Source organism: Actinomadura napierensis, from assembly GCF_039529375.1.
GTDB lineage: Bacteria > Actinomycetota > Actinomycetes > Streptosporangiales > Streptosporangiaceae > Spirillospora > Spirillospora napierensis.
In genome coordinates, this window is sequence record NZ_BAAAMR010000017.1 from 1 (window position 1) to 25,146 (window position 25,146).

At 74.4% G+C, this 25,146-nt stretch carries 20 protein-coding genes and 1 pseudogene; 10 read left to right on the forward strand and 11 right to left on the reverse strand.

Annotated features, from left to right (window positions below; translation table 11 throughout):
- A pseudogene (locus ABD296_RS12160) lies at window positions 1-1,295 on the reverse strand (helicase-associated domain-containing protein); the annotation flags it as partial.
- A gap of 202 nt (window positions 1,296-1,497) precedes the next feature.
- Window positions 1,498-2,115: a TetR/AcrR family transcriptional regulator gene (locus ABD296_RS12165; RefSeq protein WP_344265097.1), complete on the reverse strand. Its 618-nt coding sequence runs from the start codon at window positions 2,113-2,115 to the stop codon at window positions 1,498-1,500.
- Window positions 2,116-2,282: 167 nt separating this feature from the next.
- Between ABD296_RS12165 and ABD296_RS12170 the strand changes: the two genes are divergently transcribed.
- The gene (locus tag ABD296_RS12170; protein WP_344265100.1) at window positions 2,283-2,762 is read left to right on the forward strand and encodes a GNAT family N-acetyltransferase; all 480 of its coding nucleotides are present in this window, start codon (window positions 2,283-2,285) and stop codon (window positions 2,760-2,762) included.
- A 61-nt stretch (window positions 2,763-2,823) separates the two neighbouring features.
- On the opposite strand, the gene ABD296_RS12175 is transcribed toward ABD296_RS12170, so the two are convergent.
- Complete coding sequence (locus tag ABD296_RS12175) at window positions 2,824-3,300, reverse strand: hypothetical protein (RefSeq protein ID WP_344265102.1); 477 nt, start codon at window positions 3,298-3,300, stop codon at window positions 2,824-2,826.
- Between the two features lie 355 nt (window positions 3,301-3,655).
- Between ABD296_RS12175 and ABD296_RS12180 the strand changes: the two genes are divergently transcribed.
- Complete coding sequence (locus ABD296_RS12180) at window positions 3,656-4,306, forward strand: HAD family hydrolase (protein ID WP_344265105.1); 651 nt, start codon at window positions 3,656-3,658, stop codon at window positions 4,304-4,306.
- 145 nt (window positions 4,307-4,451) lie between these two features.
- Window positions 4,452-4,847, forward strand: coding sequence for a cold-shock protein (locus tag ABD296_RS12185; protein ID WP_344265108.1), 396 nt, complete (start codon window positions 4,452-4,454; stop codon window positions 4,845-4,847).
- A 56-nt stretch (window positions 4,848-4,903) separates the two neighbouring features.
- Here the strand turns inward: ABD296_RS12185 and ABD296_RS12190 are convergent, their stop codons facing one another.
- Window positions 4,904-6,328, reverse strand: a complete 1,425-nt coding sequence (locus ABD296_RS12190) for an MFS transporter (RefSeq protein WP_344265111.1) — start codon at window positions 6,326-6,328, stop codon at window positions 4,904-4,906.
- 178 nt (window positions 6,329-6,506) lie between these two features.
- On the opposite strand from ABD296_RS12190, the gene ABD296_RS12195 reads away from it, so the two are divergent.
- Together ABD296_RS12195 and ABD296_RS12200 are read left to right on the forward strand one after the other, a co-directional pair.
- Complete coding sequence (locus ABD296_RS12195) at window positions 6,507-7,364, forward strand: DUF3027 domain-containing protein (RefSeq protein ID WP_344265114.1); 858 nt, start codon at window positions 6,507-6,509, stop codon at window positions 7,362-7,364.
- A 77-nt stretch (window positions 7,365-7,441) separates the two neighbouring features.
- Window positions 7,442-10,423 (forward strand): sacsin N-terminal ATP-binding-like domain-containing protein, encoded by a 2,982-nt coding sequence (locus tag ABD296_RS12200; RefSeq protein ID WP_344265117.1) that lies wholly within the window; start codon window positions 7,442-7,444, stop codon window positions 10,421-10,423.
- On the opposite strand, the gene ABD296_RS12205 is transcribed toward ABD296_RS12200, so the two are convergent.
- A complete protein-coding gene (locus ABD296_RS12205; RefSeq protein ID WP_344265120.1) occupies window positions 10,420-10,791 on the reverse strand; it encodes a DUF2530 domain-containing protein in 372 nt (123 codons plus the stop codon). The two genes, ABD296_RS12200 and ABD296_RS12205, sit on opposite strands and share 4 nt — an antisense overlap.
- Before the next feature lie 36 nt (window positions 10,792-10,827).
- Window positions 10,828-11,391 carry a TetR-like C-terminal domain-containing protein gene (locus ABD296_RS12210; protein ID WP_344265123.1) on the reverse strand — a complete coding sequence of 188 codons (564 nt, stop codon included), beginning with the start codon at window positions 11,389-11,391 and terminating at the stop codon, window positions 10,828-10,830.
- A gap of 110 nt (window positions 11,392-11,501) precedes the next feature.
- Here ABD296_RS12210 and ABD296_RS12215 point away from each other — a divergent pair, with 110 nt between their 5' ends.
- From ABD296_RS12215 to thpR, 3 genes are all read left to right on the forward strand, one after another.
- On the forward strand, window positions 11,502-11,969 hold the full coding sequence (locus ABD296_RS12215; RefSeq protein WP_344265126.1) for a MarR family winged helix-turn-helix transcriptional regulator: 468 nt from the start codon (window positions 11,502-11,504) through the stop codon (window positions 11,967-11,969).
- 550 nt (window positions 11,970-12,519) lie between these two features.
- The gene (locus tag ABD296_RS12220) at window positions 12,520-13,761 is read left to right on the forward strand and encodes an MFS transporter (RefSeq protein ID WP_344265349.1); all 1,242 of its coding nucleotides are present in this window, start codon (window positions 12,520-12,522) and stop codon (window positions 13,759-13,761) included.
- Between the two features lie 109 nt (window positions 13,762-13,870).
- Window positions 13,871-14,494, forward strand: a complete 624-nt coding sequence (thpR, locus tag ABD296_RS12225) for an RNA 2',3'-cyclic phosphodiesterase (RefSeq protein WP_344265129.1) — start codon at window positions 13,871-13,873, stop codon at window positions 14,492-14,494.
- Here the strand turns inward: thpR and ABD296_RS12230 are convergent.
- Window positions 14,431-16,605, reverse strand: coding sequence for a hypothetical protein (locus ABD296_RS12230; protein WP_344265132.1), 2,175 nt, complete (start codon window positions 16,603-16,605; stop codon window positions 14,431-14,433). The genes thpR and ABD296_RS12230 overlap by 64 nt on opposite strands.
- Before the next feature lie 472 nt (window positions 16,606-17,077).
- Complete coding sequence (locus ABD296_RS12235) at window positions 17,078-18,112, reverse strand: hypothetical protein (RefSeq protein ID WP_344265135.1); 1,035 nt, start codon at window positions 18,110-18,112, stop codon at window positions 17,078-17,080.
- A 240-nt stretch (window positions 18,113-18,352) separates the two neighbouring features.
- Here ABD296_RS12235 and ABD296_RS12240 point away from each other — a divergent pair, with 240 nt between their 5' ends.
- A complete protein-coding gene (locus tag ABD296_RS12240; RefSeq protein ID WP_344265351.1) occupies window positions 18,353-19,231 on the forward strand; it encodes a class II glutamine amidotransferase in 879 nt (292 codons plus the stop codon).
- 73 nt (window positions 19,232-19,304) lie between these two features.
- Here the strand turns inward: ABD296_RS12240 and serC are convergent, their stop codons facing one another.
- Complete coding sequence (serC, locus tag ABD296_RS12245) at window positions 19,305-20,444, reverse strand: phosphoserine transaminase (RefSeq protein ID WP_344265138.1); 1,140 nt, start codon at window positions 20,442-20,444, stop codon at window positions 19,305-19,307.
- Window positions 20,445-20,454: 10 nt separating this feature from the next.
- On the reverse strand, window positions 20,455-20,790 hold the full coding sequence (locus tag ABD296_RS12250; RefSeq protein WP_344265141.1) for a hypothetical protein: 336 nt from the start codon (window positions 20,788-20,790) through the stop codon (window positions 20,455-20,457).
- 208 nt (window positions 20,791-20,998) lie between these two features.
- Between ABD296_RS12250 and ABD296_RS12255 the strand changes: the two genes are divergently transcribed.
- Entirely contained in the window at window positions 20,999-23,890 is a 2,892-nt protein-coding gene (locus ABD296_RS12255; RefSeq protein WP_344265144.1) for an ABC transporter substrate-binding protein, read from the forward strand.
- A 91-nt stretch (window positions 23,891-23,981) separates the two neighbouring features.
- Here the strand turns inward: ABD296_RS12255 and ABD296_RS12260 are convergent, their stop codons facing one another.
- Window positions 23,982-25,091: a citrate synthase 2 gene (locus tag ABD296_RS12260; protein ID WP_344265147.1), complete on the reverse strand. Its 1,110-nt coding sequence runs from the start codon at window positions 25,089-25,091 to the stop codon at window positions 23,982-23,984.
- Window positions 25,092-25,146 lie beyond the last annotated feature (55 nt).

Consider the following 25,146-nt stretch of genomic DNA (forward strand, 5'->3'; position numbering starts at 1 on the left):
CCGCGCTCCGCGCCGGCGAGGATCTCCAGCGCCGCGCGGCGGGCGGCGGGCGCGCTGCTGCGCACCATCGCCTCGCTCAGCGCGTTGATCAGCCGGTCCCGGTCGTCGCGCTCCCCGGCGAGGCCCGCGGCGCGATCCGACTTCAGCCAGCCGCGCGCCAGCTCCGTCCAGCGGCCCGCGGTGTCGCGCATCAGCCACAGGTCGTAGGCGGGGGTCGGCAGCCACTCGCCGTCCAGGTCGCCGCTGCGGGTCAGCAGCCCCGCCGCGTACGCGATCTCGACCAGCAGCGCCGCCTTCCACTCCGGGACGTCCAGCAGGGTCGCGGCGTTGCGCAGGTCGCGGACGGCCAGCCCGCCGCTGCGCAGCACCGGCGGCGGCTCCAGGCCCCAGCGTTCCAGCAGCTCCTCGGTGAGCCGGACCGCGTTGAACGCCTCGCCGGCGGCGGCGCGGACCACCATGTCCTCGCTGCGGGACGCGCCGGACGGCTCCGCGCCGAGCGGCGGCGGTTCGGCGGGCAGGTCCTGGAACAGCCGCCCGCCGCGCAGGTGCAGCGCGACCTCGCGGGGCAGGGTGACCGTCCGGTCGTCCTCGGCGGCGAGGAGGCCGCGGGCGAGGAGACGCTCGATCGGGGTGGCGGCGGTGTCGATCCGGACGGCGCGGCGCGCGTCGGCGACCCGCCCGACCGGCGGGCCCCAGGCGAGCGCGTCCAGCGCGGCGCGTGCCTCGGGGCCGGCGGCCTCGACCAGCGGCGCCGGGTCGGCCAGCAGCTCGGCGAGCCGGCGCAGCAGCCGCGCCGCGTCGGCGAACCCGCGCGGCTCCTCGCCCTGCAGGTCGGTGACCAGCGCGGCGAGCCGCTCGGTGGGGTACCCGGCGAACACCTCCTGGACCGCCGGGCCGAGCCCGGCCGGATGCGGGAGGCCCTGCCGGACGCCCGGGGCGGCGGTCAGCGTGCCCTCGCCGGCGCCGTCCGCGGCGCCCTTCCCGCTGACCCACACCAGCCCGAACCGCATTAGCCGGTCGACCGCGTCCTCGGCCCGGCCCGGGGTGACGCCGAGCGCGCCGGCCAGCGTCTCCGGCCGCACCGGCGGCGGCAGCACGAGCACCGCCTCCAGCGCCGCGAGCGTGAACCGGTCGAGCCGGTCGAGCGCGCGGGACACCGCGGCGGGCGTGGCGGCGCGGGCGGCGAGCGCGGTCAGGTCGGCGGGGACGGGCGCGAGCAGTTCGGGACGCGCGGACAGCAGCGCGCGCAGCTCCTCGTCGGCTCGCGCGCGCAGCCAGTCCGCATACGAATCCATGCCGTTCGCCACCTTAGTGTCGCGTGCGCCCCGGCTCGCCGCGCCCGTGCGGTGGCGCGTTCGCGCACGTCGGACGCTGCGAGCAGGACCCTCCCAGAGTAAGAGGCGGCGCGGTGCGGCCGGTGCGATGCCGCGGCGCGGGGAGGAACGCGCGCCGGACGGGCCGTCCGGCGCGATGAGGGGACCGGCCGGCGGCGGCCGGTCAGGTCGCCGGGGTGCGCTCCAGGTCGACCAGCCCCAGCCCGAGCCGGGCCCAGCTCTCCACGAACCGCTTCTCGTCGATCCGCGTCGGCGGCTCGTACATCGACTCGTTGGCCAGCCAGTAGTTGACCACCGCGCCGCCCAGGATCGAGGCGACGGCCGCCCAGTCCTCGTCGGCGCCCGCGTACTCCGGCTGCTGCGACAGCCAGGTCGCGATCCCGTCGTACAGCGGGTTGACGATGCCCTCGCGCATCTCGGCGACCAGGTTCGGGAACTGGTCGAGGTCGCGGAACAGCACCCGGATCAGGTCCTGCTCCTCGCGCATCTTGGCCAGGCCCGCCTGGCAGGTCATCCGCAGCCGCACCTCCAGCGGGCGGTCGGCGAACACCTCCGCCTGGTCGAGGACCGTGTTGATCTGCCGGCGGGTCCGCTCGATGTGCTCGCGGATGGCGGAGGCGAGCACCTCCTCCTTGGACCGGAAGTGCCGGTACAGGCCCCCAGCGCCCGGGGACAGCCCGGCCGCCGCCTCGATCTCGGCGACCGAGGTCGCCGCGTAGCCCCGGTCGGCGAACAGGCGGAGCGACTCGGCCACGATCCGCTCGCGCGTAGATGTCGTCATAGTGATGAATTCCTCCGCAAGAACAGTAAGGCATCCGGGACCTGCGGACCCCTGCCCCGGCCCGGCGCGCCCGAATTCGTGACGCGTCTCGCCCCGCGCCGGGGTGCGGCTAGAGTTCGTTGCCCCGCGCCCCTGTGCCGGAAGGGGCGTCCCCGGAAGGGTCGACGATGTTCATGTCTCCGCGGAAGGCGGCCGACGGGGCCTTCCTCCCCGAGGACTTCGTGGTGCCCACGCTGGTCGCCGGACCCCGCTTCCAGATCCGCCCGATCACCGTGCACGACGTGGTGAAGGACTACGGCGCGGTGATCGGCAGCCTGGACCGGCTCGCCGGCCGGTTCGGGCCCGAGTGGGGCTGGCCGGACCGCGAGTTCACCTTCGAGCAGGCGTTGATCGACGTGGCGTGGCTGCAGAAGGAGGGCCAGCTGCGCCGCTCCTTCAGCTACGTGGTGAACACGCCGGACGGCGAACGCCAGCTCGGCCGCATCCACGTCGCGCCGTCGGACGAGCCCGGCGCGGACGCGGTCGTGGTGTTCTGGGTGCGCTCCGACGAGGAGGACCGGGCCCTGGAGAAGGACCTCGAGGACTTCGTCCGCGAATGGGTCACCACCGCGTGGCCGTTCGAGGTCGTCCGCTTCCCGGGCCGCTAGCCCTCCCGCCGGGCCGTGCCGGTCGAGCGTGCCGGTCGAGCGTGCCGGTCGAGCGTGCCGGTCAGGCCGCGCGGCGGACGGCGCTCACGATGATCCGTCCGATGACGAGGTAGACGAGCGCGGCGAGGCCGTAGTTGACGGCCACGTCGACCTTGGCGTTGTCGGGCTGGAAGACGTCCTTGAACTGCCAGGCCAGCTCGTCCGCGCGGGCGCCGAACCAGTGCACGATGTCGTTGCCGGTGTTCGCCTCGAACACCACGAACAGGATGTGCACCGCCAGGATCAGCACCGCGATCGTCGTGACGACCGAGATCACGGTGGCGAGGAGGCCGACGCCGCGCTTGCGGGCGGCCGCGGCGGACCCGCCGAACGGCCGCCGGGCGCGGTGCTCGCCGGGGTCGATGCGCGTCCCGGTCATGGCGTGCCGCGCGGTCGCGCCCGTCCCGGCGGGCTCCGTCCGCCCGGTCTCCGGGTTCACCGTGCGGTCGTGGTCGTCCGCCCTGTTGTCCGCCCTGTCTTCCGCCCTGTTGTCCGCCATGGGGGGTTGCCCTCCTTCGCCGGGCCGGCCTGCGGCTGATCGTCCTTGGGGTTCGGGTGGCTCGTTCGAGCCCTACGTTTTCCCTGGTCAAACGGTTTTCGGCAGGGGGTGCGGGCATAACCACGACACGGGCGGCCGCCCGGGACCCGGCGAACCAGACCGGGCCGGGGCATCGAAGGCTCCCGCGCCAAGAGTTCCCGCGCTCTCCTACTCGGATCCCGTCGCATCGCCACTACCGGGAGAGCGCGGGTACTTGCGTCCGGGGCCGGTCCTGGTGGACCCGCTCGGACGGGACCGTCCCACGCGGCACCCGGCGTTGGCAATCGCTCCATACCGGACCTTTACCCTGTGGGACGTGCTGGACCTTGATTCGCCGAAGATTCCCCGTCCGGATGGTGCCGGATTCGCCGTCGGCTTCGACCTCGACCTCACGCTGGCCGACACGCGCGCCGCGATCGGCGCGGTGTACGCGGCCATCGCCGCGGAGACCGGCGTCCCCATCGACGTCGACGCGGTCGTCAGGCGGCTCGGCCCGCCGCTGGAGGACGAGCTGGCGTACTGGTTCCCGCCCGAGCGGATCCCCGCCATGGCGGACCTGTACCGGGCGATCTACCCCGACATAGCGCTCCCGGCGACCGTGGAGATGCCCGGCGCCGCCGCGGCGCTGGCGGCCGTCCGGGCGGCGGGCGCCCGGGTGGTCGTGGTGTCGGGGAAGAACCAGCGGGACACCGAGCGCACCGTCCGCTACCTGGGCCTGGACGTGGACGCGGCCGTCGGCGGGCTGTTCGGCGCCGACAAGGGGGCCGCGCTGCTCGCACACGGCGCCCGCGCCTACATCGGCGACCACACCGCCGACGTGGACGCCGCCCGCGCCGCGTCCGCGGTGGCCGTCGGGGTAGCGACCGGCTCGTTCGACTCGGCCGCCCTCGCCGCCTACGGCGCGGACGTCGTCCTGCCCGATCTGCACGCCTTCCCGGAGTGGCTGTCGGGGTTCCGGGCCGCCTGATATCGGGGTGCCGCGGGGCGGGGGGCCGGGATAGCTTCATCCCGTTGCCCCAAAGGGATTCGCAGGGGTCCCGGCATGTTCACCGGCCCCCGGTGAGGCACTAATCTTGGGGTCGATTCAGGACGATTACCGAACGAGGTCTCCCGTGCCGACTGGCAAGGTCAAGTGGTACGACTCCGACAAGGGATTCGGCTTCCTCACCCGCGACGACGGCGGTGAGGTCTTCGTGCACTCCTCGGCGCTGCCGGGCGGTGTGACGACGCTCAAGCCTGGCCAGCGCATCGAGTTCGGCGTGGTCGAGGGGCGGCGCGGCCAGCAGGCGCTGCAGGTCCGCGTCCTGGAGAGCCTGCCGTCGGTCGAGCGGACCATCGCCAAGCAGCGGCGCAAGAAGCCGGACGAGATGGTCGTCATCACCGAGGACCTGATCAAGCTGCTGGACGGGATCTCCAACACCTACCGGCGCGGCAAGCACCCGGCCCCGGCCGACGCGAAGAAGATCGCGACGGTGCTGCGCGCGGTCGCCGACGACATCAGCACGTAGCCGTCCACCTCCGACTGCGGCCGCGTCAGGGCGTAAGCGTCCCCTGAGGCGAACGGTCAGGCGCGCATCTCGGGGTGGGCGTCCTTGATCGGGGTGCCCGCCCGGGAGCGGACGCGGCGCTGGGCGCCGGCCCGGCGGGTCAGCAGCAGCGCCAGCGACAGCGTGAGCGCCGCCGCGACGATCGCCAGCGCGACCCGGCCGTCCGCGACGATCGACATGCCGAGGCCGAGCAGCCCGCCGACCACCCAGGACAGCTGGTGCAGGGTCTCGGTCACCGCGAACGTGGACGAGCGGACCTCCTCGCCGATCTCCCGCTGGACGACCGCGTCCATCGACAGCTTGCCGAGGACCTGGCCGAGCCCGGCGGCGAGCGAGACGGCGAGCGCCGCCCACAGGCCGAAGAACAGCGCGGAGACGGCCGTGACGGCGGTGACGGCGGCGAGCGTCGCCGACACGATCAGCCGGGGCGCCCGCGCCTTCATCCAGGCGCCGAGCGCGGTGCCGATCAGGCCGCCGGCGCCCGCGAACGCCGCCAGCAGGCCGAGCGCGACGTTGTGCGACACCGGGTCGAACCGCTCCTCGCGCAGCAGGAACGCCAGGTAGAGCACCAGGAAGCCGGACAGCGCGCGCAGCACCGCGTTCGCCTGCATCGCCTCCGCGACGATCGGGCCGACGCGGGGGAGGGTCCGCCAGTGCCTCGCGGCCGGCTCGGCCGGTTCAGGCGGCGTGTCCGCGCCGGTGTCCGCGGCTGTGGAGGCCGCGGGGGCCTTGCCGGTGTCGGGGACGTCCACCCGCTTGGGCAGCCGCATCGCGAAGACGATCCCGAGCAGGAACATCGCCGTGCCGATGCGCAGCACCCAGCCGGTGCCGATCAGCACGGCCAGCCCCGCGCCCGCCGGGGCGGCGATCGAGGAGCCGACCAGCCCGGCGAACGACGCGCGCGCGTTCGCCGTCACCAGCGTGATCTCCTCGGGCAGCAGCTGCGGCGTCACTGCGGCCCGCAGCACCCCGTACGCCTTGGAGACCACCAGCACGCCGAACGCGGCGGGCAGGAAGGTGATCGGGTCGTTGTGCGCGACGGCGCCCGCCATCCCCCAGCACAGCAGCCCGCGGATCGCGAACGTGCTGGCCAGCGCGTACCGGCGGACGTGCCGCATCCGGTCCAGCGCCGGGCCGATCAGCGGCGCGACGAGCGCGAACGGCGCCATCGTCACCAGCAGGTACAGGGCGACCTGGCCGCGCGCCTGGTTGACGTCCAGGCCGAAGAACAGCGACCCGGCCAGCGCGACGGTGACCAGCGCGTCCCCGGCCGAGTTCAGCGCGGACGCCTCGATCAGGACGCCGAGGCCGCTGCGCCCCGCGCCGTGCGCGTGGGTGACCCGGCGGGTGAGCCGCCCGGCCCCGCACACCGTCGTGCGGACACCGCGCAGCGTGTGGCCCGCGCCGCCCATACCGGCGCGCACGGAGCGTCCCAGTCCCATCGCGCCCTGATCTCTCCTTGCGGGGTCGTTGCGGTGGCCCGGCCGCCCTCGCGGCCCGCCTCGTCGCGGATCCGGCCACCTGCTTGAGGGTACGTTCCCTTCTGGCGGGCCGGATCACCTCGCGCCGGGCAGGAGCCCGTGTGTCGGGTCATCCCCCGTGATGCGCGAGAATCGACGTGTGAGCCCAACGCGTCAGTCCAGCCCCGCGCGTCCCGCCGCCGCGCGCACCGTCTCCGGGCCTGCCCGCCGGACCCGCACGCCCGCCGTCGACCCCGCCTGCGCCGAGGCCGCGGACCTCGCGCGGACGGCCGCCGAGGAGACCGCCCATCCGTCGCCCGTCGGCGAGCACCTCGGCATGCACGCCGAGGGCGACCGGGTGGTCACCCACTACTTCGCCGCGCTGGATCCGGCCTACACCGGGTGGCGCTGGGCCGTCACGGTCACCCGTGCCGCCCGCGCCAAGATCGTCACGGTGAGCGAGTGCGTGCTGCTGCCCGGCGACGACGCGCTCCTCGCCCCCCAGTGGGTGCCGTGGCTGGATCGGCTGCGCCCGGGCGACCTCGGCCCCGGCGACCTGCTGCCGACCACGCCCGACGACGTCCGGCTCGCGCCCGGCTACGCGCAGATCGACGACGCGGCCGAGCGCGAGGTGCAGTGGGAGCTCGGCCTCGGCCGGGTCCGGGTGCTGTCCCGCGAGGGCCGCGACGAGGCCGCCGCCCGCTGGTACGACGGCGTCGCGGGCCCCCGCGCGCCGATCGCCGCGTCCGCGCCCGCCCAGTGCTCCACCTGCGGGTTCTACGTCGCGCTGGCCGGTGGGCTGCGGCAGGTGTTCGGGGTGTGCGCCAACGAGTACGCCCCCGACGACGGGCGCGTGGTGTCGGCCGACCACGGCTGCGGCGCGCACTCCGAGGCGGTCAACCTGCCTGCGGCGTCCGAGCACAACCCGCCGGTGATCGACGAGCTGGGCTACGACGTCGTCCCGTCCGCGGGCGAGGAGGCCGAGCCCCTGGACGACGAGGCGCTCGGGCACAGCTGACGACGAGCGGGCCGGTCCGGGGCGCCGAGGGGATTCCTTCGCGCCGCGGCCCGCGCGCGGCGAGGGTGGTGACGGCGGTGGTCCCTGACCCGTTCGGCACGCGCGTCCTGCGCGACCGCGTCCTGCGCGCCTGGGGCGAGTCCCCGGCGCGCTTCCGCGAGGACGCCAACACCGAGGAGGACCACGCCCTCGGCGGCTACCGCGACCGCGTGGTCATCGAGCTGGCGCAGAACGCCGCGGACGCCGCGCTCCGCGCAGCCGTTCCCGGACGGCTGCGCCTGGCCCTGGACACGGTCGCGGCGGAGCTGACGGCCGCCAACACCGGCGCGCCCCTGGACGCCGCCGGGGTCGAGGCCCTGTCCACGCTCCGGGCGTCCGCGAAACGCGATGACGCGGGCGCGGTGGGCCGCTTCGGCGTGGGCTTCGCGGCCGTCGTCGCCGTCACCTCGAACCCGTCCATCGCCTCCGCGACGGGCGGGGTCGAGTGGTCGGAGGAACGGGCCCGGGAACTGGTGCGGGGCCTTCCGGACGTGGCCGGCGAGCTGGCGCGGCGGGAGGGGCGCGTCCCGCTGCTGCGGCTGCCGTTCGCGGCGGACGAGCCGCCGGAGGTGCCGGACGGGTTCGACACCATCGTCCGGTTGCCGTTGAGGGCGGGCGCGGTCGACTCCGTGCGGCGCCAGCTTGAGCAGGTGGACGCGGCGTTGATGCTGGCGCTGCCCGCATTGGAATCGGTCGAGATCGACGTCGACGGGGACGTGCGGGTGGTGTCCGCCGAGCGGCCCCACCCCGGGACGGTCGTCGTCGACGGGCAGGTGTGGCAGACCGTCGAGGCGCATGGGACGACGCCGGCGGAACTGCTGGAGGACCGGCCCGTGGAGGAGCGCGCGCGGGCGGTGTGGCAGGTCCGGTGGGCGCTCCCGGAGGGCGGGCTTCCGGAAGGGACGCCCGCCGTCGTGCACGCGCCGACCCCCAGCGACGAGCGCCTCGACCTGCCCGCGTTGCTCATCGCGTCGTTTCCGCTGGCGCCCGACAGGCGGCACGTCGCGCCGGGCCCGCTGACCGACTTCCTGGTGGACCGGGCCGCCGATGCCTACGTGGCCCTGCTGAAGGCGCGCCCCGCCGATCCCCGGTTGCTCGACCTGGTGCCCGGCCCGGTGGGCGCCGGCGAACTGGACGCGCGGCTGCGGCGGGCCGTCCGCGAGCTTCTCCCCGAAGCGGCGCTGCTGCCCGTCCCGGACGACCCCGAGGGCCGCCGGATGCGCGGCCGGGACGCGGTGGCGCTGGACGCCCCGGCGGCGTTCCTGGACCTCCTCGCGGGCCGGGCCGGCGAGGACACCGTGGTCGGCGGGCTGCTGCCGCCCGGCTGGCCCGCGCGCAGCCCCGCGCTCGGCGCGCTGGGCGTCCGCCGCGTCGAGCTCGCCGACGTCGTGGACGAGCTGGCCGCTGTGGACCGGGGACCGCGCTGGTGGCACCGGGTCTACGAGGCGCTCGCCGAGGCCGCCAGGGACGCCCTGGGGGCGCTCCCGGTGCCGCTGGCGGGCGAGACGGCCCGGACGGTGCGCGGGCCGCGCGGCCTCCTGGTCGCGGACGGCGTCGATCCGGCGGGCCTGGACGCGCTCGGCCTGCGGTTCGTCCATCCGGACGCGTTCCATCCGCTGCTGCTCAGGCTGGGCGCGGTCGAGGCGGGCCCGCGGGCGGTGCTCGCCGACCCTGCGGTGCGGGCCGCGGTGGAGGATTCCTTCGACGCCGACGACCCCGACGCGGTCGCCGAGGCCGTGCTGGGCCTGGTCGCGGCGGCCCGGCTCGATCCCGGGGACGAGCCGTGGCTCGCGGAGCTGGCGCTCCCCGCCGACGACGGCGATCTCTACCCCGCCGGCGAGCTGCTCCTGCCGGACAGCCCGCTGCGGGCCGTGATGGCAGAGGACGCGCCGTTCGGCGTCGTCGCGTCCGAGGCGCTGGAGCGGTGGGGCGCCGAGCCGCTCACGGCCGTGGGCGTCCTGGACGGCTTCGCCCTCGCGCGCGCCGAGGACGTGAACCTGTCGGGCCTGGTGGACGAGGCCGAGACGCTGCACCTCGACGACGAGGACCGCTGGGCCGACGACGTGCTCGAACGGATCGGTCCGCAGGAGCTTCCGCCGCTCGTGCCGGAGTTCCAGGCCGTCCGCGACCTGGAACTGGTGGACGACTGGCCCGCCGCGCTACGGCTGCTGGCCGCGCCCCCATGGCGCGCCGCCATCGTGGAGCCCGCGCACATCGCCCTCCACACGGGACGCCGCGCCACGGTGCCCTCCTACACGGCATGGTGGCTGAGCCACCGTCCCGTCCTGGACGGCCGCAGGCCGGGCGAGTTCCGGCTGCAGGGCGACGAGGTGCTCGCCGGGCTCTACGACGTCGCCCCTACGGGATTCGATGAGCAGCTGTTGCTGGCCCTGGGCGTCCGCACGTCACTGGTCGATCTCCTGGACGAACCCGGCGGCGCGCAAGAACTCCTCGACCGGATGGGCGATCCGGGGCGCGCCGTCAGCCGCGTCCAGCTCGGCGGCCTGTGGACGGCCCTCGCCGACGCCGAGGTGACCGTGGAACCGCCCGAGCACGTCCGCGCCGTGGTGGACGGCGCGGTCGAGGTCGTGGACGCCGCGGACGCCCTCGTCCTGGACAGCCCCGATCTCCTGCCGCTGCTGGCCGGGCAACCCCTCGTCATCGCCGCGCAGGGACGCGACGCCCGGCTCGCCGAACTCCTCGACCTGCCCCTGGCCGGTGACGAGGTGCCGGGCGTGGTGGAGACGGCGGGGGAGAAGCGGCCCGTGCCGGACGCCGTCCGGGCCGTGCTGCCCGACGCCCCGGCCACCTACCTCGCGCATGAGCGGCTCGTAGTGGACGGCCAAGAGGTCCCGTGGTGGACGGGAGACGGTGAGATCCACGCCGGCGGTACCGGCGGCCTCGCGCGCGCGCTCGCCTGGGCCTGCGGGGACTGGGCGGCCCGGCTGCTCGCCGAGGCCGTCCTGCGCGATCCCGGCGCCCTGCCCGTCCTGCTGGCCGAGGACGACCTGGAGCCCTAGACGTCCGCTTCCGAGGTCTCGACGGCGTCCTCGCGAGTGGCGCCGGGGGGCTCCGCTTTGGAGGGCCGCGTCTCGGAGGGCTGCGCTTCGGAGGGCTGCGCGGCGTCCTCGACGGCGGCGTCGCGGCGGGCGGCGCGGGCCGCCTCCTGCCGCTCGCGCCCCGCCTGGAGCCGCGGGATGTACCAGATGCCGAACAGGCCGGTCACGACGCCCGTCACGCACACCCACAGCCACCAGCGGTCCCCGGACGGCGTCCCGGCGATCAGCAGGACGACGAGCGCGACCGCCCACGCCGCGGTGCCCATGAGGGCCACGCGGACGTCGTTGGTCCGCATGGGCGGCGGGTCCGGGCGGCGCGGAGGGGTCATGCGATCAGGTTACGCGGCGGGCCGGGGAGAGCCTCGTCACACCCTGGCCTGGGAGAAGCCGGAGGTCAGGACGGTGATGAGCCGCTCGTAGCTGGCCTCCAGGTCCTCGGGCAGGCCGAACCCGCCGGAGGCCTCCAGGATGGCGAAGCCGTGCACCGCCGAGCGCAGGCAGCGGGCCGCGTGGACGAGTTCCGGGCCGTCGAGGCCGTAGCCGCGCAGCACCGCGTAGATGACGCCTAGGAGGCGCTCCGCGGCGGCGTCCCCGACGTGTTGCCGCTCGGCGGACTGCTCCATGGACGCGTAGCGGCTAGGGTGCTCCACGACGTAGCCGCGGTAGGCGCGCATCAGGGCCGCCACGGCGTCGTCGCGGGAGCGGCCCATGGCGGCGTTCCCGAGCCGGTCGGCCAGCTCTTCCAGGATTCTCGCGGTCACCAGTTGTCGCAACTCGGCCAGGTTGCGGACATGCTTGTAGAGGGAGGGGGTCGCGACCCCGGCCCGTCCGGCGACCGCCGCGAGGGTGAGGGCGCCGGGTCCGCCGGCGTCCACGACGGCGATGGCGGCGTCCACCACCGCGTCCGGCGACAGGCCCGCGCGCGGCATCCCGGTCCCCCTTCTCGTCTACTTAATAGCCAAAAAGCTAATCTCATTAGCCGATCGTGTCAAGGAGCGGGCGTGGCAGCATGGGGCATCAGCACGGGAGACCAATGACGATGACTACGCCACCGACCGGCGGCCGGACCGCCTCGGCCCCGGGGCTGGCCGAGGAGCTGCGCATCTCGATCGCGCGGCTGTCGCGCCGGCTGCGGCACCTGCGCCCGCCGGCGCCCGACGGCGGCCCGAACCCGCTGTCGCTCACCCAGTTCGCCGCGCTCGCGGCCATCGAGCGGCACGGCGCCATGACGCCCCGCGAGCTGGCCGACCACGAGAAGGTGCAGCCGCCCTCGATGACGCGCGTGATCGCCTACCTGGAGGAGCGCGGGCTCGTGGTGCGCAATCCGCACCCGACCGACGGGCGCCAGGTGGTGCTCAACGCCACCGAGGACGGGTCCGCGCTGCTGCGCGCCGAGCGGCGCCGCAAGGAGGCCTGGCTGTCCACGCGGCTCGGCGAGCTGACCGACGGCGAGCGCGAGATCCTGCGCCGCGCCGCGCCCATCATCGACAAGCTCAGCCGCTCCTGACGCCCGCGCGGCGGCGGGTTTCGGACGCTGCGTTCCGGCGTGGTCCGCGATGCCGCGCTGGGGTGCGTTTGCCGGAATAGCACCTGCGCGATTATCGTTAGCCTTGATAATGACTTCTGCTAACGATGGACCTGATGAACCGGACGGTGCTCCGGCGCGCGGGGCACGCTCGGGGCGGCCCGCGCGTCCCGGTGCCGCGCTGCCCGTAGCGCCCCGCGCGCGCCGCCGCCGTCCCGCCCCCCGCACATCCCCCCGTTTCCCGCACTCCCCCTTCCATCCGGCAGGGCGCTCGGACGCCGCCGCGCCGCCGCCGCACGTCGAGGACGTCGCCCGGGGGCAGCGCGCCGGAAGCCCGTCTGGAGCATTCCAAAAGCCCGGCGCCGAGACGTCTCCCGAGACGCCCGCCGAGCCGGACGGCGCGCAGGCCGAGGCGTCCGAGGCCGTCGTCGCCGCCGAGACCGACTCCGTCGCCGCGGAACCGCCGCAGGCCGCCGAGCCTTCCGACGACGCCGCGCCTGCCGACGAAGCCGAAGAGCAGAGCCGCGGCGGCATGTTCCGCTCGCTGCGGACCCGCAACTACCGGCTGTACGCCGGCGGCCAGGTCGTCTCCAACACCGGCACCTGGATGCAGCGCGTCGCGCAGGACTGGCTCGTCCTCGACCTCGCCCACAACAACGGCACCGCGCTCGGCATCACCACCGGCCTGCAGTTCCTGCCGCTGCTGCTGTTCGGCCTGTGGGGCGGGGTGATCGCCGACCGCTACCCCAAGCGCCGCGTCCTGATGATGACGCAGGTGTCCATGGGCGCGCTCGCGCTGATCCTCGGCGTCCTCACCGTCACCGGCCACGCGCAGGTCTGGCACGTGTACCTGCTGGCGTTCGGGCTCGGCCTCGCCACCGTCGTCGACAACCCGACCCGCCAGTCGTTCGTGATCGAGATGGTCGGCAAGAGCGACCTGCCCAACGCCATCGCGCTCAACAGCGCCACCTTCAACGGCGCCCGGCTGCTCGGCCCCGCCGTCGCCGGCGTGCTGATCGCCGTCATCGGCACCGGCCCGGTGTTCCTGGTGAACGCGGCGTCGTTCGGCGCCGTCCTGCTCGGCCTGTACGCGATGCGGGAGAGCGAGCTGTACGCGGCGGCCACCGTCAAGCGCGCCAAGGGGCAGCTGCGCGAGGGCCTGCGCTACGTCCGGGGCCGCCGCGACCTGGTCCTCGTCCTGGTGATGATCGGGTTCGTCGCGACGTTCGGGATGAACTTCCAGATGACGACCGCGCTGGTCGCCAAGGAGGTCTTCCACACGGGGGCGTCCTCGTTCGGCCTGGCGTCCAGCATGCTGGCGCTCGGCGCGCTGACCGGCGCGCTGTTCGCCGCCCGGCGCGTGGCCAAGCCGCGGCTGCGGCTGCTGCTCATCGCGGCGATGACGTTCGGCGTGATGGAGACCGCCGCCGGGCTCGCCCCGACGTACTGGTCGTTCCTGGTGCTGCTCGTCCCGGCGGGGATCGCGCTGATGACCTTCACGACCTCCGCGAACGCGACGATGCAGCTCGGCGTCCAGCCCGAGATGCGCGGCCGCGTGATGGGCCTCTACATGTTCGTGTTCATGGGGACCAATCCGCTCGGGGCACCCACCGTCGGCTGGATGGCCGAGCACTTCGGGCCCCGGCTCAGCATCGTGCTCGGCGGCCTGGTCTCGATGGCCACCGCGGCCGTCGTGGCGCTGCTGGCGGCACCGCGCGGCTCGATCCGGCCCGCGCTGGCCCGGCTGTGCCGCGTCCCCGTCGCCGGCAGGTGACGCCGGGCGCCGTCGCGCCCCGGTAACCGGGGCCGATGGCGCTGCGCAACCGCGTGACAACGGGTGCCGTCTGCTGGAAAGCTGTTGTGGTGGCTCTCCGGACGTTTCCATGAGGCTTTTCGTGGCGCTCGTACCGCCACCGGACATCCTGGACGAACTCGAGGAGGCCGTCCTTCCCCACAAGGGCGACATTCTCGGGCTCAAATGGATCCGGCGGGAGCTGCTCCACGTCACCCTCGCCTTCCTCGGCGAATGCGACGACCGCACCGTGGACCGGCTGCTGCCCCGGCTGGAGCGCGCCGCGCGGCGGCACGAGCGGATGACGCTGTCGCTGGCGGGCAGCGGGGCGTTCCCGGGCAGCGGGACGCACGCCCGCGTCCTGTGGACGGGCCTGTACGGCGACCGCCGCGACCTGGCCCGGCTGGCGGCGTCCGTCGCCGCCGCGGGGCGCCGCGCCGGGACCCCGCCCGACAAGCACCGCTCGTTCCGCCCGCACATGACGCTCGCCCGGTCCCGGCAGCCGATCGACGTCCGGCCGCTCATGGAGGCGCTGTCGGCCTTCGCCACCGGCTCCTGGACGGCGGACTCCGTCCAGCTGATGTGCAGCCACCTGCCGGGCAAGCAGTACGACCAGCTGACCTACGAACCGCTGAAGACCTGGTCGCTGCGTCAGAGCTCGGGCGGCGGGGGTGCGGGCAGGTCGGCGTCCGGCGGGCCCCAGGGGACGCCGTAGCGCTCGCAGGCGCGACGCAGCTCGTCCAGGTCCGGCGGGAACGTCACCTGCCGCAGGACGCGCCCTGAGGGACCCCAGACGACCAGGCGGGGCAGCCGCTCGGTCGACTCGTCGATGCCGACGCCGCCGACCCGGTCGCGGGCCAGGTCCCATTCGACCTTGCCGCGCCGGGTGACGACGGCCAGCCCGGCGGACGACACGCGCAGCTGCGGCCGGTTGCGGTCGTAGAGCCAGTAGCCGGCGAGGCCGATCAGCAGACCGGCCGGCACCGACCAGCTCGCCGTGGTGCCGAACCCGCCGAGGTCGGGGCCGAGCCACACCGCCCCGATCAGCGCGACCGCCTCGCACAGCAGGACGCTCATCCCGTACGTGCCGACGCGCGAGCGCCGCGTGGCGTCCAGCAGCGTCCCGGGCGCGGTCACCGGGCTCGGCGGCTCCGGAACCGCGAAGTCGAACTCCGGCTCACCGGACGGCTCCCCGGACGCCCGCGGCGCCTCCCGCGCGCTCTCCTGCCCGGATCCGGGCCTGGAGCCGGACCGGGTGTCGGGCGCGGCGCCCGGCGCGGGCAGCGACGCCGTCGCGCGGGTCTCCGGCTCCGGCGCCGTCAGCGTCGACATCGCCGAATGGAAGGCGGCGCTCAGGTAGGCGTCGTACTCCGCGTCGTTCACCGGCAGGCCCGCCCGCCGCGCCGACTCCCGCAGGTCCGTCCGCGAGATCCGCAGCGCCGACAGCGGCGCCGCGAAGAACTCGTCGCCGTCGCTGTCGTAGAGCCGCACCCACGCGTGCCCGGCGATCGTCAGCAGCTCGATGCCGCCGATCCGGTCCTCCGGCATCTTCAGCACCACGTCGCCCGCCGCGTCCGCCCAGCCGAGCCCGCCGTCGGCGACGACCAGCCGGCCGCCCGGCACCTGCGCGAAGATGTCCGGCAGCCCCTCCAGGCCGTACTCGGGACGGCGCGGCGCCCGCGCCCCCGGCGTGATCACGTGGTAGCCGTGGTCGTCCAGCGCGTGCGCGAGCTGGAACCCGTCCAGGCCGTGCGCGGGCAGCCGGGCGACCAGCTCCAGCCGGTGCCCGAACGCCAGCGCCGCGAGCTCGGCCCGGCGCGGCTCCCCGCTCAGCGGGTCCAGCCGCAGCCCCGGCCCCACCACGACCGCCGCGACGTTCCCCGTCGGCAGGTCCTGCAGCCGGCGCGAGCCCGGCCGGGCCCGCACCAGCAGCCGGTCCGCGGTGATCGTCCAGCGCACCAGCGCGGCGCGCAGCAGCCGCCGCCGCGCCGCCGGCGCCCCGGTGATCGCGGCCAGCGCCCAGCAGCCCGCGGCCAGCCGCGCCTCGAACCCGCCCGCGCCCTGCACCGCGATCCGCACGATCATGACCGCGCCCAGCACGCCGGTGAGCGTGCCGAGCAGCGCGACGCGGCGCCGCCCGGGCAGCGGGTCGGGGGTGTCGAGCCGGAACTCCCCACGCCCGGCCGCCGCGCCGTCGGCGTCCCTCTCGCGCGGCGGCTCGTGCACGGCCGCGAGCAGCGCCGCCTCCTGGTCCAGCAGCCGCTTCTCCGCGGCGTGGTCGCGCGGCAGCGGACCCGCCGAGAACGGGCCGCCCGGCACGTCCCCGTCCCGGTCCGGCAGCCGCAGCGCCTCGTCCAGCGCGGGATCGAGCAGGTCGCCGGCCTCGCCGTCCAGGATGTGCATCGGGATGCCCAGCCGCCGCGCCGTCACGAACAGCGCCAGCGGCTCCAGCCCCATCGCCGTCAGCCCGCCGACCGCCGTACGGCCGAACCTGTGGAAGACCGTCAGCATGCCGTCGCCGGTCGTGATGGCGAGCCCGTCGATCCGGTCCCGCTCGTAGCGGACCATGCTCGGCCCGCCCTTGCCGACCCGCTCCAGCCCGGCCGCCGACAGCCGCCAGTACGGCCGTGGCCGCCGCCGGCGCGCCTCCGGAGCCGCGCCCAGCACCCACGGGAAGGCCGAGACCACCACGATCAGCAGCGCCCACAACCACACCGGACGGATGGGCAGCAGAGCCAGCGCGACCGCCAGCAACGCGAACGGCCCCGCCGCGACCGGCCGCCACCGACCCCCGACCCCGGAAAGCCCGACCAGTTCGGTGTTCATTGCATCGCCCTTGGCGTCAGGCCCCGGGGGGCCTTCCTTCGGCGGGCGCTGCGTGCGATCGCTGTGTTGATTGCACCGCCCTTGGCGGTCGGGCCCTGGGGGCCCTCCCTTCGACGGGCAATGCGTGCGATCGCTGCATCGCTTCGACTCCGCCCTGGGGGCCTCGCTGCGCGATCAAGTTCTCGCTTCGCTCGAACTTGGCTTCGCTCGCGATCGCGACGGTGAGGTCCGCCGTGGCCGAGGTTCAAGCCACCGGCGGTGGTTCCTGTGGGGGAGGGGTTGGCACCCTGGGGCATTCGGTGCCCTCCTTCGGCGGGCGGCGGGGCGAACAGGGGGGACGCTTCGGCTCGCTTCGCGGTCGAATTCTCGCAAGCGCGGTGCGGGCTTCGCAGAGGTTCGGGGTTTCGCGGAGCAGACCGTGGCGGGACGGTCAGGTCCCGGTCCGCCACAGCGGTCACAGCCGTCCCATGCGTCATCCGCGTCTCCGGAACAGGCCGAATCCGACCAGGGCGGCAATGGCGAGGGCGATGATCAGGCCCGTGCGGGTGCCGCCCGCGTCGCGGTGGCCCTGGTCGGCGTCGTCCTTCTTCTCGGCCTTCGTGGTGGCGGTGATCGAGGGCGATGCCGACGGCCCGGTCTCGCCCGGCACCGGGACCTTGTAGACGGGCTGGTCGTCGCCCTCGGACCCGGCGAGGAAGTACCTGCCGTCGGGCGTGTAGGTGATCGACTCGCCCTGCGGCTGGAACGGCAGCGACACCGAGCCCAGCGACCTGCCGGGCCGGCCGTCCGGCTTCACGGCGTACATGCGGGCGCCGAAGTAGGTGCGGATGACGCAGGTGCTGCCGTCCGGTGCGAACGCCCCGTCCGTCGCGATCGCGGGCGCCTTGCCGATCTTGTGCATGACGTTGTAGCCGGACGTGCGCAGGCGCTTCGGCGCCTCGTAGACCGCGCCGCCGAACAGCTTGCTGGCGATGTAGAGCCGGTTCGTGCGCGGGTTGATCATCATCGTCTCGGCGTTGCGCGGCCCGTCAGCGTATTTGATCTTGAACCTGGTGGCGCGGATGGTCTGGCTGCGCACCTGCGCGGGCTCCGGGATCCGGTAGACGGTGACGTACGGCCAGGCGCCGCCGAGGTTGTCGCCGATGTCGCCCACGTAGATCGCGGGACGGCCCCGCTCGTCCTTGCCGAGCGCCATCGCCTCCCAGTCGCGCGCGCCCGCGCCGCCCAGCGTCAGCACGGCGAGCACCCGCCCGTCCGGGCCCAGCGCGTAGATCTTCGGGACGCCGCCGGAGTCGTTGTGGGTGTAGACGACGCCCGGGTGCGCGGTGCTGGCCGCGAGCCCGCTGGACTCGCTGATCCGCGGGTCAGTGATCTTGAAGGCCACGGTGTCGTCGGGCGCCGACGCGGCCGATGCCGCGGGCGCGGACCAGGCCGTGGCGGCGGCGCCGAGAGCCAGTGCGGCGGCCGCGCGGACGCCGGCACGCGCGGGCAGCGGACGCACTGACATCTCGCGATCAACCCCGTTCCCCCGCCCGGTCGATCATACGACGCGTCCCCGCTCCCGGGACCGCTCCGGCGGTCAACGCAGGAGCGCGCCGACGACCACGGCCAGGATCAGCGCGGTCAGCACGGTGGGGAGCAGCCATTGGGGCGCGCGGTTCACGCATTGAGCTTATGCGGCGTCGCGCACGGCGCGAACCGGACGGCGATGATCTGCATCTCATCTGGCATGTGCGGTTTGTTCGGGGTGGTCCGCTCGCCCTTCGCCGACGATCCCGGCCGGGCGTCGGACGTGTTCGTGACGCTGGGGGCGCTCGCTGAGGAGCGCGGCACGGACTCGGCGGGGGTGGCGCTGCTCGGCGGCTGGCCGGGCCTCGGGCACGACGGCTGCCGGGTGGTGAAGGGCCGCGGCCGGTTCTCCGGCGTCTGGCGCACCGAGCTGCTCGCCGAGCTGGACCGGGCGCCCGTCGCGATGGGCCACACCCGCTGGGCGACGCAGGGGTCCCCGGCGGAGGCGGCGAACGCGAGCCCGATGCTGGTCGCCGGCCCCGGGCCGAAGTCGGCGGGCCTCGTCGGGACCCACAACGGCGACGTCGACGCCCGCGGGCTGCGGGAGCGGTTCGCGCTGCCCGTCCCGTCCGGCACCACCGACAGCGAGACGATCTTCCAGCTGCTCGCCGGCCGGTCCGGCTCGTCGGGCCTGACCGGCGTGCTGGAGGCGCTGGTCGGGCGCGCCGCGCTCGCCTGGGTGGACCGCGACCACCCGACCCAGGTGCATCTGGCGCGTGCCGCGCTGAGCCCGCTGGCCGTCGCCGTCGACTCCGAGCAGAACGTCTACTGGGCGTCGAACCCGCGCTGGTTCCGCGTCGCGCAGCAGTACACGCGAATCCGGTTCGCGACGATCGTCATGCTCCGCGAGGGCACCTACATGCGGGTCGGCATGGAGCGGGTGCCCGGACGCCGCGACCGGCCCCAGGTGCTCGCGGCGGCGTCGTTCGTCCCGACGGCCCGTCCCGCCGACCACGACGACCGGGTCTGGACGGGCTTCACCGACGCCGACCGCCGCCAGGACCTCGCGACCCTCCGCCACCGCCTCACGCCCCCGGACCTGGCCCCCGTCGCCTGACCCCGGGGCCGGAACCCCAGGGTCAGGACGACCTCAGCCGGCAGCCCCGGCCACGCGACGATCTGCGCTGCGGTTAGGACAACCGCTCTACGACGTAGTCGATGCAGGTGGTGAGGGCTTCGACGTCGGACGGGTCGATCGCCGGGAACATGCCGATCCGCAGCTGGTTGCGGCCGAGCTTACGGTACGGCTCGGTGTCGACGATCCCGTTGGCGCGCAGCGCCTTGGCGACGGCCGCGGCGTCGACGTCGTCGTTGAAGTCGATCGTGCCGACGACCTGCGAGCGCTGCGCCGGGTCGGTCACGAACGGCGTCGTGTACGAGGTCTTCTCGGCCCAGATGTACAGGCGCTGCGAGGAGTCGGCGGTGCGGGACGTCGTCCAGGCCAGGCCGCCCTGCGCGTTCATCCACTCGATCTGCTCGGCGAGCAGGATCAGCGTGGCGACGGCGGGGGTGTTGTAGGTCTGGTCCTTGGACGAGTTGTCCCGGACGGTCTTCAGGCTGAAGAACTCCGGCACGTACCGGTCGGACGAGGCGATCTCGTCGATGCGCTCCAGCGCGGCGGGGGAGGCGAGCGCGATCCACAGGCCGCCGTCGGAGGCGAAGCACTTCTGCGGCGCGAAGTAGTAGACGTCGGTCTCGGTGACGTCGACGGGCAGGCCGCCGGCGCCGGACGTGGCGTCCACCAGGACGAGGCCGTCGCGCGCGATGGTCCCGGCGGGACGCTTGATCGGCATCGCGACGCCGGTCGAGGTCTCGTTGTGGGTGAGGGCGTAGACGTCGACGTCCCCCTCGGCGGACGCCTCCGGGTGGGTGCCGGGAGGGCCGGAGATGACGGTCGGGTCCCCCAGCCACGGCGCGCCCGTGGTGACCTTGGCGAACTTGCTGGAGAACTCACCGAACGTCAGGTGCTGCGAGCGCTGCCGGACGAGGCCGAACGCGGCGGCGTCCCAGAACGCGGTGGTGCCGCCGTTGCTGAGCAGCACCTCGTAGCCGTCGGGGAGGGAGAACAGCTGCGCCAGGCCCTCGCGGACCCGGCCGACGAGGGACTTGACCGGCTTCTGCCGGTGCGAGGTGCCCATGTACGTCGAGCCGGACTCGGCGAGCGCGGCGAGCTGCTCGGGTCGGACCTTGGACGGCCCGCATCCGAAGCGGCCGTCCGCGGGCTTGATGTCGGCGGGAATGGCTATGGCTGGATTCGCGCTTTCGGTCACTCGCAGAAGGCTACTTGACCCGCCGTACGGCCCAGGTAAGCAGGGCCACCAGCATGACTCCGCAGACAGCGGCGACGACCCCCGGCGGATAGATCCAGGCGCGGCCGTGCGCGTGGTGGTCGATGGCGGCGCGGACGGCGTCGAAGGTCAGGTACGCCAGCAGCGCGGCGCACAGGGCGACGGCGATGCGCCCGGAGAGGGCGTTGGCGCGGCGGCGTCGTTCCTCGCGTTCCGCCGCGTACCGGCGCATCTCCTCGGCCGTGTCGGTCTCGGGTTCCGCGGGGCGGACGGCCCCGGCGGCCGGGCCGATGTCGCCTTCGAGCGGCTCGTCTGGGTCCTCGGTCACGGGCTCCATGATGACAAACCCGTGCAGGTGAGGGCACCTCGCCCGGGCCGCCGAGGTGGCGGAATCACCGCGATCGGCGGGTGAATCTCGGAAATTTTCGATCCATTTCGCTGTACATGGCGTCCAATGTCCAAAGGGCGCGCGCGCAGGAGGCGCGGGCCGGGACGAGGAGCCGCCGGGGGACGAGGGCGAGAGCGAGGGGTTTTCCATGCCGGGCGACGGCGACCGGATCCTGTCGGAGGATCGGCTGCGCGGAGTGCTCGACCTGTTCGAACGGCTGCGGGAACGGCCGCCGTGGCGCTGGCGGGAGCGGCTGCGGCCGCTGCTGTTGCTGCTCGGTCCCGCCGGGGCCGCCGGGCACGTCGCGGAGATGTTCAAGAACCGGTGCGAGCAGGAGCGGGCGCCGGTCTCGCACATCGCCGCCGACACCCCCGCCACCGACGTCGCCGGCGTGCTGCGCGAGGCCAAGCGGGAGCTGTCGCAGCCGAGCAGCCGGGCGCGCGGCGAGCCGGCGCTGCGGTTCCCGCTGCTGGAGATGGCGCTGTGGCTGCGGGACCTGCGCGAGATCCGGCTCGCCGGCGACCAGTCGCCGCCCCGGTACGCCTCGTCGTCGGAGCGGGAGAACTTCCAGCTCGTCCGGCGGCTCACCCATCCGCCCGTCGGCGACAACGAGAACGCGCGGCGCCGCGAGCTGAACCGGGTGATCCGGCGGCGCGGCCGGGACGTGCTGCGCGACCTGGAGGAGCCGCGCGGCCGGACGACGAACTTCCTGTCGTTCCTGGAGCAGATCGCGCCGATCGGCGTGGCCGTGGTCGCGCTGATCAGCGCCGGGACGGCCGCCGCGCTGGACCTGGCGTCCGCGGTGCTGGCCGCCGTGGTCGGGCTGGCGTTCGTCACGGTCCAGGTCGTCGCGCGGACGCGCGGCTGGTACGGCGTGCGGCGGTTCGGCTGGTTCGTCGGGCAGCCGTACCTGCAGCGCGACTCCACCGGCTTCCTCGGCTTCGCCCTCAACGTGTTCGACCCGCGGCCCGTCGAGCCGGACGACCACGCCGAGCAACTCGACCTGCTGCTGGTCGCCGCGTTCCTGGAGGACCTGCGGCGCAACTACCGGCGCGACTACCGGCGGGCGGCGTGGGCGCGGGTCCGCTACCCGGTGCTGATCTTCGAGCATCTGACGGCGGGGCATCCGGGTGTCCGGGTGATCGAGTACATCGAGCACGTCCGCGCCGACAGCGGCGACGGCGCCGCGCCCCCCGGGTTCGACCCGCTGGTCGTCACCGCGGGCGTCGACCCGACCGCGCCCGCCGAGGACGGCCCGTCCGGCGCGTCCGGGCCCCGGCTGGTGGACCGGCTCGCGCAGGCGGTGCGCGTCGACCTGTGGTCGGGGGAGCCGCAGAGCGTGTTCGCGGCGCGCGCGCTGTGGGACCGGTACTGGCGCGAGCAGCGGCGCGTCGGCGTCCTCGGGTCGCGTCGGGAGTTGCGCGTCGACATCACCCGCGACCCCGGCGGCGACATCCCGCCCGTCCGGGCGGTGCGGCGCCGTCCCCGGATCACGCATCCCGCGCTGCCGTGGATCGCGATGGTGGCGGTCGCCGCCGCGTCGGTCACGGTCATCTCCGTCCAGGTGGACCGGTACTGCTCGCCGTTCGGTATCAAGCGGACGGCGTCCGGCGAGTGCATCGGGATCACTGACGGGTCGTTCAAGTTCGGCGAGGTCAGCGACGGCGAGAACAACGACAACCGGCTCTCGTCGGTGCTGGGGCGGCTGAAGAAGCAGAACGACGCGGTGTCGCGGTCCCGCAAGCCGTACGCGACGGTCGTCTACCTCGGGCCGATCACCGCCGACCCCGCCATCCAGAACCGGCAGCTCGACCTGCTCGCCGGTGCGGAGGGCGAGCTGGTCGGTCTCGCGATGGCGCAGGAGGAGTTCAACGCCGCGAGCCAGAGCCTGCGGATGCGGGTGCTGGTGGCGAACGCGGGCGCCCGGTTCCAGCATGCCCGGCAGGTCGCCGAGCAGATCCGCGAGCTGGCGCTGAAGGATCAGTCCGTCGTCGCGGTCGTCGGGTTCGAGCAGAGCCGCGCCGAGACGCAAGACGCGATCAAGGTGCTGTCGAAGTCGGCGCTGCCGATGGTCGGCACCGCCAACAGCTACAACGAGACGGGGATGCTCGACCACAACGCGGGCTTCTCCCCGTACTACTTCCGCCTGGCGCCGCCCAACAAGCGCCTGGCCGAGCACGCCGCCTACTGGACGAGCCACGGGCAGGTCGGAGGCAAGCCCGCCCGCACCGTGGACGTCATCTACAACGCCGACCCCCACGACCTCTACAGCAAGGACCTGGCCTCCTCCTTCAAGAGCTCCTTCACCGGCTACGTGAAGGGCGGGCAGGTCGTGGTCCGCGACTACGACAGCCCCGGCAACCTCGACAAGACGGTCCACGAGCTGTGCCAGAAGCCGCCGGACCTGTTCTATTACGCGGGCCGGTCGGACGAGTTCCGCACCTTCACCAACGTCCTCCAGCACACCTGCCCCAGCGGGCAGATCATCCTGGCCGACGACGAGATCGCCAAGTACGTCAGCGACAACGCCCCGCAGATCGGCCGGGTCTCGACCTTCCGGCTGTTCTACATGCCGCTCGCCGCGCACGAGGCGTGGACGGACGCCTGGGTCGGCGACCGCCGCAACGTGTTCTTCAACGCCTACCCCGGCGCGGTCGACTCGATCATCGGCGCGAAGGCGCCGCGCGACCTGCGGCCGTCCGAGACCCGGGCCGCGGTCAGCTACGACGCCGCCTCGATGATCGGGTTCGTGGCGAACCAGGTCTTCACCGCGCAGGCCGCGCCGCCGACCGCGGGCGGGGTGTTCGCCGCGCTGGACGACCCTGGCGAGGGCCCGCTGTGGAACGGCGCGAGCGGCGTGCTGCAGTTCACCGGGCGCGACGAGGGCCACGTGGTGCCGGACAAGCCCGTCCTGCTCGCCACCGTCCGTCCGGACGGCGCCGTCGAGGTCGAGGAGGTCTGCGGCCGCCTCGTCACCGGCCACCAGGCCAAGGCGGACTGCCCGGCCGGGGACGGCGCCGCGCCCGGGTCGTCCCGCTGAGGACGCACGAAGCCCCCGGTTCCCTGCGAACCGGGGGCCTCAGGCGCGTTTCGGCGGGGGCGGGCGCCGGCCGGCTCAGCCGGCCGAGCCGTCAAGCACTGCGCTTGAGGACCTCCGCCGCGCCCCGGACGTCCTCGATGGAACGGGTGCCGGGGCCGGTGTAGCGGGCGCTCGGCCGGACGAGGCGGCCGGTGCGCTTCTGCTCCAGGATGTGCGCGGCCCACCCGGCGGTGCGGCCGCAGGTGAACATCGCGGGCATCATCGCGGTCGGGACCTCGGCGAAGTCCAGGATGACCGCGGCCCAGAACTCCACGTTCGTCTCGATCGGACGGTCCGGGCGGCGCTCGCGCAGCTCGGCGAGGGCGGCGTCCTCCAGGGCCTTCGCGGCCTCGAAGCGCGGCGCGTCCAGCTCCCTGGCGGTGCGGCGCAGCACCCGGGCGCGCGGGTCCTCGGCGCGGTAGACGCGGTGGCCGAAGCCCATCAGCCGGTCGCCGGAGTCGAGGATGTCGGCGACGACCTTGCGGGCGTCGCCGAGCTGCTCGACCTTCTCGATCATCGGCAGGACGCGGGCCGGGGCGCCGCCGTGCAGCGGGCCGGACATCGCGCCGATCGCGCCGGAGATGCTGGCCGCCACGTCCGCGCCGGTGGAGGCGATGACGCGGGCGGTGAAGGTGGAGGCGTTCATGCCGTGCTCGGCGGCGGAGACCCAGTAGGCGTCGATGGCCCGGACGTGCTGCGGGTCGGGCTCACCGCGCCAGCGGACCATGAACCGCTCGGTGATGGTGGAGGCCTCGTCGATCCGGCTCTGCGGGACCATCGGGACGCCGATGCCGCGCGCCGACTGGGCGACGAACGACAGCGCGGTCACCGACACCCGGGCGAGGTCGGCCCGGGCCGTCTCGTCGGAGATGTCCAGCAGCGGCTTCAGCCCGTACGCGGGGGCGAGGGTGGGGAGCGCGCTCTGCACGTCCACCCGGACGTCGCCGGAGGTGACCGGCAGGACGTGCGGGTCCGCGGGGGCGAGGCCCGGGTCGAAGCTGTCGTCGACCAGCAGGCCCCAGGCGTCGCCGAAGGAGACGCGGCCGACGAGCTCCTCGATGTCGACGCCCCGGTAGCGGAGGGCGCCGCCCTCCTTGTCCGGTTCGGCGATCTCGGTCTCGAAGGCGACGACCCCCTCAAGACCGGGTTTGAAGTCGGACATGTCGTCCTGCCTTTCGTCCCCAAGAGTGATAAGGCGGTGCCGTGCCATTGAACCC

Excerpts from the sequence above, each read along its gene's own strand:
- ABD296_RS12260 (WP_344265147.1), bottom strand. The coding sequence starts at position 25,091 with ATGTCCGACTTCAAACCCGGTCTTGAGGGGGTCGTCGCCTTCGAGACC.
- ABD296_RS12170 (WP_344265100.1), top strand. The coding sequence starts at position 2,283 with ATGTTCATGTCTCCGCGGAAGGCGGCCGACGGGGCCTTCCTCCCCGAG.
- ABD296_RS12205 (WP_344265120.1), bottom strand. The coding sequence starts at position 10,791 with ATGACCCCTCCGCGCCGCCCGGACCCGCCGCCCATGCGGACCAACGAC.
- ABD296_RS12215 (WP_344265126.1), top strand. The coding sequence starts at position 11,502 with ATGACTACGCCACCGACCGGCGGCCGGACCGCCTCGGCCCCGGGGCTG.
- thpR (WP_344265129.1), top strand. The coding sequence starts at position 13,871 with ATGAGGCTTTTCGTGGCGCTCGTACCGCCACCGGACATCCTGGACGAA.
- ABD296_RS12175 (WP_344265102.1), bottom strand. The coding sequence starts at position 3,300 with ATGGCGGACAACAGGGCGGAAGACAGGGCGGACAACAGGGCGGACGAC.
- ABD296_RS12210 (WP_344265123.1), bottom strand. The coding sequence starts at position 11,391 with ATGCCGCGCGCGGGCCTGTCGCCGGACGCGGTGGTGGACGCCGCCATC.
- ABD296_RS12190 (WP_344265111.1), bottom strand. The coding sequence starts at position 6,328 with ATGGGACTGGGACGCTCCGTGCGCGCCGGTATGGGCGGCGCGGGCCAC.
- ABD296_RS12235 (WP_344265135.1), bottom strand. The coding sequence starts at position 18,112 with ATGTCAGTGCGTCCGCTGCCCGCGCGTGCCGGCGTCCGCGCGGCCGCC.
- ABD296_RS12230 (WP_344265132.1), bottom strand. The coding sequence starts at position 16,605 with ATGAACACCGAACTGGTCGGGCTTTCCGGGGTCGGGGGTCGGTGGCGG.
- ABD296_RS12220 (WP_344265349.1), top strand. The coding sequence starts at position 12,520 with ATGTTCCGCTCGCTGCGGACCCGCAACTACCGGCTGTACGCCGGCGGC.
- ABD296_RS12255 (WP_344265144.1), top strand. The coding sequence starts at position 20,999 with ATGCCGGGCGACGGCGACCGGATCCTGTCGGAGGATCGGCTGCGCGGA.
- ABD296_RS12165 (WP_344265097.1), bottom strand. The coding sequence starts at position 2,115 with ATGACGACATCTACGCGCGAGCGGATCGTGGCCGAGTCGCTCCGCCTG.